At 69.6% G+C, this 10,844-nt stretch carries 15 protein-coding genes; 9 read left to right on the forward strand and 6 right to left on the reverse strand.

The window, feature by feature from the left end; all coding sequences use genetic code 11:
- The first annotated feature begins 86 nt into the window (after window positions 1-86).
- Entirely contained in the window at window positions 87-362 is a 276-nt protein-coding gene (locus tag KAH28_RS10385) for an accessory factor UbiK family protein (RefSeq protein WP_290576324.1), read from the forward strand.
- Window positions 359-1,882 (forward strand): YifB family Mg chelatase-like AAA ATPase, encoded by a 1,524-nt coding sequence (locus KAH28_RS10390; protein ID WP_290576326.1) that lies wholly within the window; start codon window positions 359-361, stop codon window positions 1,880-1,882. Before KAH28_RS10385 ends, KAH28_RS10390 begins: the two co-directional genes overlap by 4 nt.
- Before the next feature lie 77 nt (window positions 1,883-1,959).
- Here the strand turns inward: KAH28_RS10390 and KAH28_RS10395 are convergent, their stop codons facing one another.
- Entirely contained in the window at window positions 1,960-2,685 is a 726-nt protein-coding gene (locus tag KAH28_RS10395) for a TorF family putative porin (protein ID WP_290576328.1), read from the reverse strand.
- Between the two features lie 154 nt (window positions 2,686-2,839).
- Window positions 2,840-3,313 carry a c-type cytochrome gene (locus tag KAH28_RS10400; protein ID WP_290576330.1) on the reverse strand — a complete coding sequence of 158 codons (474 nt, stop codon included), beginning with the start codon at window positions 3,311-3,313 and terminating at the stop codon, window positions 2,840-2,842.
- A 174-nt stretch (window positions 3,314-3,487) separates the two neighbouring features.
- On the opposite strand from KAH28_RS10400, the gene KAH28_RS10405 reads away from it, so the two are divergent.
- Both KAH28_RS10405 and KAH28_RS10410 read left to right on the forward strand, forming a co-directional pair.
- Window positions 3,488-3,841 (forward strand): hypothetical protein, encoded by a 354-nt coding sequence (locus KAH28_RS10405; protein WP_290576332.1) that lies wholly within the window; start codon window positions 3,488-3,490, stop codon window positions 3,839-3,841.
- A 104-nt stretch (window positions 3,842-3,945) separates the two neighbouring features.
- On the forward strand, window positions 3,946-4,392 hold the full coding sequence (locus tag KAH28_RS10410; RefSeq protein ID WP_290576334.1) for a CoA-binding protein: 447 nt from the start codon (window positions 3,946-3,948) through the stop codon (window positions 4,390-4,392).
- Here KAH28_RS10410 and arsB read toward each other — a convergent pair.
- The 4 genes from arsB to KAH28_RS10430 are packed head-to-tail and all read right to left on the reverse strand — an operon-like array spanning window position 4,389 to window position 6,955.
- Window positions 4,389-5,411 carry an ACR3 family arsenite efflux transporter gene (gene arsB, locus KAH28_RS10415; RefSeq protein ID WP_290576336.1) on the reverse strand — a complete coding sequence of 341 codons (1,023 nt, stop codon included), beginning with the start codon at window positions 5,409-5,411 and terminating at the stop codon, window positions 4,389-4,391. The genes KAH28_RS10410 and arsB overlap by 4 nt on opposite strands.
- Window positions 5,408-6,136 (reverse strand): arsenical resistance protein ArsH, encoded by a 729-nt coding sequence (arsH, locus tag KAH28_RS10420; protein WP_290576337.1) that lies wholly within the window; start codon window positions 6,134-6,136, stop codon window positions 5,408-5,410. Before arsH ends, arsB begins: the two co-directional genes overlap by 4 nt.
- A gap of 22 nt (window positions 6,137-6,158) precedes the next feature.
- Window positions 6,159-6,596: an arsenate reductase ArsC gene (locus KAH28_RS10425; protein ID WP_290576338.1), complete on the reverse strand. Its 438-nt coding sequence runs from the start codon at window positions 6,594-6,596 to the stop codon at window positions 6,159-6,161.
- Window positions 6,597-6,628: 32 nt separating this feature from the next.
- Complete coding sequence (locus KAH28_RS10430; protein ID WP_290576339.1) at window positions 6,629-6,955, reverse strand: metalloregulator ArsR/SmtB family transcription factor; 327 nt, start codon at window positions 6,953-6,955, stop codon at window positions 6,629-6,631.
- Window positions 6,956-7,134: 179 nt separating this feature from the next.
- Between KAH28_RS10430 and KAH28_RS10435 the strand changes: the two genes are divergently transcribed.
- The 5 genes from KAH28_RS10435 (at window position 7,135) to KAH28_RS10455 (ending at window position 10,705) form a co-directional block, all read left to right on the forward strand.
- Complete coding sequence (locus KAH28_RS10435) at window positions 7,135-7,875, forward strand: Slp family lipoprotein (RefSeq protein ID WP_290576340.1); 741 nt, start codon at window positions 7,135-7,137, stop codon at window positions 7,873-7,875.
- Between the two features lie 25 nt (window positions 7,876-7,900).
- Entirely contained in the window at window positions 7,901-8,731 is an 831-nt protein-coding gene (locus KAH28_RS10440; protein WP_290576342.1) for an SDR family NAD(P)-dependent oxidoreductase, read from the forward strand.
- A gap of 151 nt (window positions 8,732-8,882) precedes the next feature.
- Entirely contained in the window at window positions 8,883-9,395 is a 513-nt protein-coding gene (locus tag KAH28_RS10445) for a DUF1269 domain-containing protein (protein ID WP_290576344.1), read from the forward strand.
- Window positions 9,396-9,465: 70 nt separating this feature from the next.
- Window positions 9,466-10,077: a DUF6151 family protein gene (locus KAH28_RS10450; RefSeq protein ID WP_290576346.1), complete on the forward strand. Its 612-nt coding sequence runs from the start codon at window positions 9,466-9,468 to the stop codon at window positions 10,075-10,077.
- Between the two features lie 55 nt (window positions 10,078-10,132).
- Window positions 10,133-10,705: an MOSC domain-containing protein gene (locus tag KAH28_RS10455; RefSeq protein WP_290576347.1), complete on the forward strand. Its 573-nt coding sequence runs from the start codon at window positions 10,133-10,135 to the stop codon at window positions 10,703-10,705.
- The last annotated feature ends 139 nt before the right edge of the window (window positions 10,706-10,844 follow it).

A 10,844-nucleotide genomic window follows, 5' to 3' on the forward strand; every position in this document is an offset into this window, starting at 1 on the left:
CCTATGCGAGAGTCGTGCCAACTCCCGGGTCGTATCGGAGACCCGGTGCTGCATCGTGGTGCGCCGGCGTCTGGCATCGATCGCCCATGGGCGCCATACTCTCGGTCATGACGGAGACGCCACAGCTCGACGAGCTCGCCGCACGCCTGGTGCGTGCCGTGCCGGGGATGAGCGGCATGCGCGCGGAGGTGGAAGCCAACTTCCGCGCCCTGCTGCGCTCGCATCTCGACCGGCTCGATCTCGTGTCGCGCGAGCGATTCGACGCGCAGGCGGAGCTGCTGGCGCGCACGCGTGCCGAGCTCGAGGGGCTGGAAGCGCGTATCCGTGACCTGGAAGGCGACACGGGCTCCGGCCACCGTTGAGCCTGGCCACCGTCGCCTCGCGTGCCGTCAACGCGCTGGCGGCGGATCCGGTCTCCGTCGAGGTCCATCTCGCCCCGGGGCTGCCGGGCTGGAATGTGGTCGGCCTGCCCGAGGCGGCCGTGCGCGAGGCCAAGGATCGCGTGCGGGCGGCCATCCTCCAGTGCGGCTACGAGGTGCCGATAAGGCGCATCACCGTCAACCTGGCGCCGGCCGATTTGCCCAAGGACAGCGGTCGCTTCGATCTCGCCATGGCGCTGGGCATCCTGATGGCCTCCGGCCAGCTTCCGCACGGGCCGCTCGCCGGCGTGGAGGTCATGGGGGAGCTCTCGCTCGGCGGGGACGTGCGCCCCGTCCGCGGCCTGCTGCCCAGCGTGGCCCGCGCGCGCCAGCACGGCGCCGCCGGTGTCCTGGTGCCGCGCGCCAATCTCGACGAGGCGTCCCTGGTCGACGATATCCCGCTGCACCCGGCCGACACGCTGTCGGAGATCTGCGCGGCGGTGCACGCCGGCGCGCTGCCCGCGGCGGAAGGTGCGGCGGAGCGGAACCGGCTGGAGGCGGGCGATGGTGCGTGCGCGATTCCCGATCTGGCCGACGTTACCGGTCAGCCGCAGGCGCGCCGCGCGCTCGAGATCGCGGCCGCCGGTGCGCACAGTCTGTTGATGATCGGTCCGCCGGGCAGCGGCAAGTCCATGCTGGCCGCGCGACTGCCGGGCCTGCTGCCCCCGCTCACCGATGCGCAGGCCCTCGAGGTTGGCGCCATCCACTCGGTTGCCGGCAGCTTCGATGCACAAAAATGGGGCGTGCCCCCATTTCGTGCGCCGCATCACTCCGCCTCGGCGGCCGCTCTGGCCGGGGGTGGCAACGTGCCGCGCCCCGGAGAGGTGAGCATGAGCCACAATGGTGCATTGTTCCTCGACGAGTTGCCGGAATGGCGACGCGATGCGATCGAGGTGCTGCGGGAGCCCATGGAATCCGGTCGCATCAGCATCGCGCGCGCCGCGCGCGCGGACGAGTTCCCCGCCCGCTTCCTCCTGGTGGCGGCGATGAATCCGTGCCCGTGCGGCTGGCTGGGCGATCCGGAGCGCGAATGCCGCTGCACGCCCGAACAGGTCGGCCGCTATCGCGGGCGGGTTTCGGGGCCGCTGCTCGACCGCATCGATCTGCAGATTCCGGTGCCGCGTGTCCCGGTCAGCGCGCTGAGCGCGGCCCGCGAAAGCGGCGGCGAGTCGAGCGCGAGCGTGCGCCGGCGGGTCGGCGAGGCGCGGCATCTGCAGCACGCGCGGCAGGGGTGTCTCAACGGAGAGCTGGATGTCGCGGCGCTGCGCGATGTCGCCATCGGCGCGGATGCCGAGGCGCTGCTGCTGCAGGCGGTCGAACGCCTGCAGCTCTCGGCGCGCGCCTACCACCGCATGCTGCGGGTCGCGCGCACGGCGGCCGATCTCGCCGGGGAGGCGTGTATCGGCCCCGGTCACGTCGCCGAAGCCGTCCGCTACCGGGATCTCGATCGGCGGTCGGTGTAGCCGCACCGCCGGCCGCGCAAAGAAAAGGGGGGTCGCGCGATGCGACCCCCCAGTCGTGCTGCGGAGCTTCTGGGGATTTACAGATCGAAGCTGTAGCTGGCGTCGACGACGAGCTTGGGATCGTCGTCCTCGATGTCGGTGCCGACGAAGCCGAAGCCGAAGCCGAAGCCGTTGTCGAGACCGGCCGACACGCCGACGTTGTACTCGATGTACTGATCCTCGTCCGGACCGGCGAACGCCTCGTTGCCCTCACCGCCGTTCAGGCCGATGGCGGCGTCGAAGGCCAGGATGTCGGTCAGCGGCGCGCTCATCGAGCCGTAGATGCCGTAGGCGCCCTCGGCATCGCTGCCGTCGGGGTTGGTGGCGGCGAAGTAGGTGTCCGGAGCGTAGTAGGCCGACAGCGAGAACATGCCGAAGCCCAGCGAGCCGTAGACCTCGATGGTGTTGTTGGTCGGATCGGCGTCGCCCGGCTCGTCCTCCTCGCTGTAGTAGTAGTAGATCAGGCCGACGTCGTAGGTGACCGCATCACCGCCGGAGAAGCCGGCGTAGAGGTCCACCTCGGAGCTCGTGCCGCTCGCGCTGGCGAAACCGATGGTCGCGGCCCAGGTGCCGGCGTAGAAGCCGGAGTCGTGCGAGTAGTCGAGACCGCCGTAGGCGGCGGCGGCGGGGCCCTGCTCGAGACCGCGGAACAGGTACTGGCTCATCACACCCGCGTTGCCGGACAGATCGGCCGAGGCCACGCCGGGGGCCATGGTGGCGGTGCCCAGCGCTGCAGCTGCGACGATTCGCTTGAAAGTCATCATGAGTGAAGCCTCTCCAGTTTTGTAAGACAGTGTGGAAAAGCCCCGATCGTTGCCTCGGCAGCCGAGAGACGCCGATCCGGACTACCCCCTGAAAAAGCAAAGGGCGTGCCAAATATGACACGCCCTCTGTTGCGAATCGACTGCAGCGTGCGAATCAGACGCCGGCTTCCTCCAGCATGTAGTCGACGGTCTTCTCGATATCCTCGTCGCTGAGGTCGGGATTGCCGCCGCGGGCGGGCATCTGGTTGAAGCCGTTGATGGCGTGCGACACCAGCGTGTCGCGTCCCTTTTCCTCCAGGCGGGAGGCCCAGGCGTCGGCGCTGCCGAACACCGGCGCGCCCAGCGTGCCGTTGGCGTGGCAGGCCGCGCAGAACTGCTCGTTGATCTCGGCGGCGCTGAGATCGAGCGCCGGCTTCTCCTCCGGCTTGGGGAGCTGTGACGCGTCGGTGGCCACCATGGCAACCGGTTGCACGCGCGCCTCTATCTGGCGGATTTCCGCCTCCTGCAGCGCATCGTCGTCACCACCCACGAGATTCGCGGCGATGATGATCAGGACGGTGATGGCAACGAGGGCCCCGAGCACACCGAGGGCGGTTCCCATGAACTGTTGGTCGTTGGCAGCGGACACGGCGGATTCCGTATGCGAATTCGAGCGTCGCATTATAGCGGTGCCCGCACCGGAAAGAGGGCGCTGCCCCGTTGCCGTCCCCACCGGACGGATTGCGCCCTGCGGCCGCCTTCATTACTTTCCGTACGACGAGCGAGGAGGTTGGTGGCGATGGCACCGAACACGAACGATCCCATGACGATCCACGCGCACTGGGTGCGCACACGCGCGGGTGCCGAGCACTGGCGTCTCGGCCGCGACCGGCGGACAGTGGCGGACGACGACGGTCCCATAGCGCTCTGCGAGCGTGAGGGAGACGCCCGCTTCATCCTGGCCGCATGCGCCGGTCGCGCCGAGCCCCGGGACCCGTCGGACGTCGCGAGCCCGCCCATCTGGGCGCGCGACGAGGGGGCCGACGGCACCGAGCCGGAGCGTCGTCTGCGCGATGGCAACGAGCACCCCATCATCACCCTGTTCGTGGCGCATCCGCGCAGTGCGTACAACGAGGACTTCATCCTGATCAGCCGCAACGACGCGCTCGGTGCCTGAGCGGTGACCGGAGTGCACTATTATTGTGCATGCCTGCGGCGTCGCCGTGTCGCAGGGGGCACTGTTCTCGTGCATGGATGCGGTGCCGAGGGAAGTGCCGCCGCATGACGGTCAATGCCCACATCCTCGATACGGATGCCGCGATCGCGGCGCTGCTGGCCGAGTCGCGCACCATAGCGGTGCTCGGCGCGCGCGGCGAGACGCACCGGGATCGACCCGCCTACTACGTCCCGCGGTATCTGCAGGAGGCGGGCTATGCGCTCTACCTGGTCCCGGTCCACGAGCCGCGTCCGCCGGAGATCCTCGGGGTCGACGCGGTTGCCCGGCTCGAGGACCTGCCGCCGGTCGATATCGTCGACGTCTTCCGGCGCCCGGAGGATCTGCCCGCGCACCTCGATGCCCTGATCGCGCTGCGGCCGCGTGCCGTCTGGTTGCAGCTCGGCATCCGCAACGACGAAGTGGCCGGCCGGCTGGCCGAGGCCGGCATCGATGTGGTGCAGGACCGCTGCATCATGGTCGAGCATCGGCGCCTGCTGGCGCCGGGAAGCTAGGGCGACCGCGCGTACCAGCCGCGGCTGCGGTTGACGACCGCCACCAGGGTCAGCATCAGCGGCACCTCGACCAGCACGCCGACCACGGTCGCCAGCGCCGCGCCGCTGTCGAGCCCGTAGATGGCGATGGCGGTCGCAACGGCGAGCTCGAAGAAGTTGCTGGCGCCGATCAGGCAGCTCGGCCCCGCGACATCGAAGCGCTCGCCGGCCAGACGATTGGCGACGTAGCCCGCGGCGAAGGTCAGCGTCCCCTGCAACAGGATCGGCACGGCGAGCATCGCGATGATCAGCGGCTGCGACAGGATCCGCTCGCCCTGGAAGGCGAACAGCAGCACCAGCGTGGCCAGCAGCGCCATGGTCGACACCGGGCTCAGCCGGTCGAGCGTCGCGTCCAGCGCCGCGCGGGAAACGGACAGGCGCTGTGCGCGCCACAACTGCGCGATCACCAGCGGCACCACGATGTAGAGCAGCACCGACAGCAGCAGCGTCTGCCACGGCACCGGCACGCTGGTGACACCCAGGAGCAGCGCCACCAGCGGTGCGAAGGCCACGATCATGATGGCGTCGTTGAGAGCGACCTGCGTCAGCGTGAAGTTGGCATCGCCGCCGACCAGTCGGCTCCACACGAAGACCATCGCCGTGCAGGGGGCCGCCGCCAGCAGGATCAGGCCGGCGACGTAGCTGTCCTGCTGCGCGGTCGGCAGCCAGCCGGCGAAGAGCACGCGCACGAACAGCCAGGCCAGTCCGGCCATCAGGAAGGGCTTGATTGCCCAGTTGACCAGCACGGTGATCGAGAAACCCCGCCAGTGCGCGCCGACGCGGAACAGAGTGGCGAAATCCACCTTCATCAGCATCGGGATGATCATCAACCAGATGAGCAGGCCCACCGGAATGTTCACGCGCGCAATCTCCAGCCCGCCCAGCCAGGCGAAGCCCTCCGGCAGCGCCCGTCCGATCAATGCGCCGGCGAGCATGCACAGCGCCACCCACAGGCTGAGCCAGCGTTCGAAGCCGCTCACAGGCGGGCTCCTGCCTCGGCTGCAGCGCGCTCGGCATGCGCCGCAACGCGCTCGCTGTAGCGGTCGGTGAGCGCTTCGCGGTGGCCGCGCGTGAGCACGGTGAAGCGCACCAGTTCCTCCATGACATCCACCACGCGCTCGTAGTGGGCCGATGGCTTCATGCGGCCGTCATCGTCGAACGCCTGCCAGGCCTTGGGCACCGACGACTGGTTGGGAATCGTGATCATCCGCATCCAGCGGCCGAGCAGGCGCAGCGTATTGACCGCGTTGAAGGACTGCGATCCGCCGGAGACCTGCATCACCGCGAGTGTCCGGCCCTGGGTGGGACGGCTGGCTCCCAGCGCCAGCGGTATGTGATCGATCTGGTTCTTGAGAACGGCAGTGATGGCGCCGTGCCGCTCGGGACTGCACCAGACCTGGCCCTCCGACCACAGCGACACCTCGCGCAGCTCGCGGACCTCCGGGTGCTCGGCGGCACCCGGGCTGTCGGCCTGCGGCAGGCCGGCGGGATCGAAGATGCGCGTTTCGCAGCCCATGTATTGCAGCAACCGCGCCGCTTCCTCGGTGAGCAGACGCGAACAGGACCGTTCGCGCAGCGAGCCGTAGAGCAGCAGGATGCGCGGCGGGTGCCCGTCGGGCAGGCCGAGCGCGCGGGCCGGGTCGCGCGACAGCGCGTCCGGCTCGAGGGCGGGTAGATGGTCGGGGGCGGGGAGGTTGCGCAGCATGGCGGGCGGGGCTCTTGGCGTGTCAGGCGATGTCGCTGTGCAGCGCCTGCACGCGGTCCGTGAAATCGGCGCGTTCCCAGTCAGCATCCGGCCACGCCGCAAGCGTCGCGAAGCGGCGGTGGAGCGTGTCGCGCACGGCACTGAAGCACAGGCGCTGAGCGGATTCATCGCCGGCGGCGGGCGGGTCGGGCAATCCCCAGTGCACTTTGCGCGCTGGGCCCGGAAACAGCGGGCAGGTTTCGCCGGCAGCCCGGTCGCAGACCGTGATCACCAGATCCAGCGGCGGTGCGCCTGCTGTCGTGAAGCGGTCCCAGGACTTGCTGCGCAACCCGGTCGTCGGCACGCCGGCCCGGCGCAGCGTCTCCAGTGCCATCGGGTGAGGTGTCCGCCCGGGGTTCGAACCGGCCGAATGGCCGCGCACACGGTCGCCGCCGAGATGATTGATCAGGGCCTCCGCCATGATCGACCGCGCCGAATTGCCGGTGCACAGGATCAGGACGTGGCGCATTGCGAGGGGAGGGCGCAGTCGTGCCCGGACTCGGCGCAGCAGTTCTCGGTGAGGTACTGCAGCAGCATGTTCATGGCGTCGAACTCGGCCGAATAGAACAGGTGTCGTCCGGCTTGCCGCACACCCACCAGACCGGCCTGGCGGAGTGTCTTCAGGTGGAAGGACAGCGCCGACGGGGTAAGGCCGAGCGCTTCCTGCAGTTCGCCCGGACACGATCCTTCCGGACCGGCGCGGACCAGGCGGCGGAACAGCGCCAACCGGACGCCGTGCGCCAGCGCCGACAGACCATCGACTGCATCATCATGCTGCATTATTCAATAATACACGAAATGTTGAAATGTTGGTGCCTGCAGGGGCCTGCCGGCCCGTGTGGTCAGAATCCGTTCATGTCCGACCCATCACGGTGGCGCATCTGCTGCCGGAGGATTCCCGTATCGACCTCAGTCCGCGAGGCACTCCGCGCGGACGGCATGCAATCAGGAGGTTCGTCATGCGATACCAGACACCGCTTCTCGCCCTGCTGTCCGCACTGGTCGTCGGCGCGTGCGCCACACCGGAAGCGCTGCGCGGCGATTACCCCGAGGTGACACCGCGCGATGCCGGCGCCGGCGCGGCGAGCGAAACCGCTGCGCAGTCGCCCGGCCGGGTGCGCTGGGGTGGAATGATCCTGTCGCTCAAGAACGAGCAGGACCGGACCTGCTTCGAGGTGCTCGGCAAGGCCCTGAACCGCAATGCGCGGCCGACGCGCGGCGACAGCAATGTCGGCCGCTTCCTTGCCTGTACCGACCAGTACAAGGATCCCGCCGAATTCGAGCCCGGTCGTGACATCACCATCGTGGGCAGCGTCGATGGTGCCGAGACCCGCAATGTCGGCGACTACGCCTACCGCTATCCGAAGGTCGAGGCCGAGACCCTCTACCTGTGGCCGGAGCAGGATGCGGCGCGGACCTACTACTACGCGTACGACCCGTTCCCCTATCCCTACGCCTACTACTATCCGCAGGCCTACTATGCCTATCCGGTGGTGTACGTCGTGCCACCCGATGCGCCGGAGCCGCCCCAGGAGCCGATGACCCCCGAGCAGCTGGCGAGCTTCAACGTCCGCATCGGAGGCGCCGTGCAACCGGGAACGCTGACCATGGACCAGCGTCAGCCGGTGCGCTCCACCCTCGGGACGGTCGGCCAGGGGCTGGGCAACGCGACCTCGGGTCTGCTGGGTGGCGGGCGCTAGCGCTCCGCCGCGTCCGTAGCGGGGCATGACGGCGCTCCCCGCTTCGCCGGTGGTGCTCATCACCGGCTGCTCCAGCGGCATCGGCGCGGCGCTCGCGCAGGCCTTTCATTCCGCCGGCTGCACCACCTGTGCGAGCGCGCGCCGGCCGGAGGCGCTGGCGCCGCTGCGCGAAGCCGGCTTAGAGGGCCATGCGCTCGACGTCACCGACGGCGAATCGATCCGCGCGGCGGTGGCGGAGATCGAGCGCGTCCACGGTGGCATCGACCTGGTGGTCAACAATGCCGGTATCCCGGTCATGGGGCCGGTTGCCGAAGTGCCGCTCGCCGATCTTCGCCGTCTCTGGGAAACCAATCTCACCGGCGCGGTGGCGGTCGTGCAGGCGGTCGCACCGGGCATGATGGCCCGCGGCAGAGGGCGCATCGTCAACATCGGCAGTGTGTCCGGAGTGCTGACGACACCCTTTGCGGGGCCCTACTGTGCCAGCAAGGGCGCGCTGCATCACCTCAACGACGCGCTGCGCATGGAGCTCGCGCCCTATGGTGTGGAGGTGCTGCTGGTCCAGCCCGGCGCCGTCCGGTCCGGCTTCGGCGACAGCGCCAGGCGTCAGACCGACGCCCACGACTGGATGCTTTATGCGTCGCACCGCGAGGGTATTGCGCGCCGGGCCGGCGAGTCGCAGCGCGGCGGCATGCCGGCACCGGATTTCGCGGCAGCGTGCGTGCGCTATGCCCTTGCGCCGAAGCCGCGGCCGATCATCCGCATCGGCCCGGGCAGCGGCCTGCTGCCACGCCTGGCGCGTGTGCCGGTCGCCATCAGGGATCGTCTGCTGTCCCGGCGCTTCGGACTGCGCCGCTAGAGGCGGCGGGACGAGCCGATGCTGCTGCGGCCCCTCTGAAGGCGCCCGTGTGCCGACGGCAGCTGCCGTGTCTCGTCCCCGGGCAGGGCTTGGATGTGCCGGATCACGGGCGTAGGGTGGTATCCCGCGCATCGCGAACAAGGAGACCGGCATGAGGAGACGACTCTACTTCCTGGTCCCGAATCTGGAGCTCGCCGAGACCATCGTCGACGAGTTCCTGCTCGCCCGCATCGAGGAGCGCCACATCCACGTGGTGGCGAAGGAGGGCGCGCCCATGGGCCACCTGCCCGAAGCCGACCTGCGCCAGAAGACCGATCTCATCGAATCCGCCGAGCACGGACTCGCCGCAGGCGGTGTCACCGGTCTGCTCGCAGGACTGGTGGCGGTGACCTTTCCGCCCGCCGGGCTCGCCCTTGGTGGCGGCCTGGTGGCGGCAACCACGCTTGCCGGCGCCGGCTTCGGTGCCTGGGTGTCCAGCATGATCGGCATCCGGCTGCCCAATCGCGAAATCCGTCAGTACGAGGAGGCCATCGAGCGCGGACAGCTGCTGATGATGGTGGACGTCGGCAAGGAGCACGTCGAAGCCGTCGTCGAGCGCATCCGCCATCACCATCCCGAGGTCGAGGTCGGCGCCACCGAGCCGCACAAGCCGGTCTTTCCCTGAGATCGCGGCATTTGCCCGCCGGCCCGCCAACGGCTACCTTTGTGCCATCAGGAGCGGGGAGCGAGGCCGCATGGGGTGCGAGGTCGATATCGTCTGCGCTTGCGGGGCGGTCCGGGGCAGGCTGCACGACGCGGGTCCGTCGACGGGCGTGCGCTCGAACTGCTACTGCGCCGACTGTCAGGCCTACGCGCACTTCCTGGGGTGCGCCGACACCGTGCTCGACGGGCACGGCGGCACTGACATCTACCTGATCGGCGCCGGCCATCTGGAACTGACCGCGGGCACCGAGCAGCTGGCCTGCGTGCGTCTGACACCCGGAGGACCGCAGCGCTGGTACGCGCAGTGCTGCAATACCCCCATCGCCAACCTCGGTCGTGTGCCCGGCATCGCCTTCGTGGGCATGATCCGCGCCTGCTGGGACGCCGAGGTGGACAGGATCGGCCCATCGCGCGGCGGCATCCACGCGCGGACGGCGCGCGGCGATCGCACCGCGCTGGACGCGACGGACGGCATGGCACCGGCAATCCTGGTGCGGGTGCTGGTGACGCTGGTTGTCGACCGACTGCGCGGCCGCCACCGGTGCAGACCGTTTGCCGATCCCGACAGTGGGCGATCGCTGGTCGCGCCGCGTCAGCTCGGCCCGGCCGAGTACCAGGCGCTGCTGGCCGCAACGAGCGCATGATCCCCGTTCCGCGATGCGCGGGACGCCGCGACGGGCGCGCAGACGGCACGGCGCGATGAGTGCGCTCGCGCGCGAGCCCTACGGCCCCCGTGGCGATCCCGGCAGGCACCGCTCGCTGGCCGAGCTGCGCTCGGGCCTGCAGGCGCTGGCGCCCGAACCGATGATCCGCGGCAGCCTTGCCGGCATCGTGCGGCGGCTCGCCGACGGCTCGCGCGAGAGGCTGACCGAGGCCGAGCTCTGTACCGAGCACGGCCTGGTGGGCGACGGCTGGACCCGGCGGCGGCCCCGCGACCCGGAAGCCCAGATCGCCGTCATGCGCCACGCGGTGGCCGAGCTCATCGGCAATGGCCAGCCGCTGGGATTGTCCGGCGACAACCTCTATGTCGATCTCGACATCTCTGCCGACAATCTGCCGCCCGGCACGCACCTGCGTGTCGGCGAGGCGCTGGTCGAGGTCACGCCCAAGCCGCACAACGGCTGCGCGAAGTTCCACGCCCGCTTCGGCGATGATGCGCTGCGCTTCGTGCAGGCAGCCGCTACCCGCCGTCTCAACCTGCGCGGCATCTTCTGGCGCGTGATCGAGAGTGGGCGCATCACTGCCGGCGCGGAGATCATCGTGCTGCGCTGAGCGGTCCGCGCGCACCGCGCGCCTTGCCCGCGTCGGTACCGGCGCGATATAACTTTGCGGAGCGGTAAGAAACCGCCAGCACCGAGGGGGAGACCACGTGATCCATATACGAAACCGGGTCGTGTCCCACGACGTGGTG

Origin of the sequence: Algiphilus sp. (assembly GCF_023145115.1) — a bacterium.
Classification (GTDB): domain Bacteria; phylum Pseudomonadota; class Gammaproteobacteria; order Nevskiales; family Nevskiaceae; genus Algiphilus.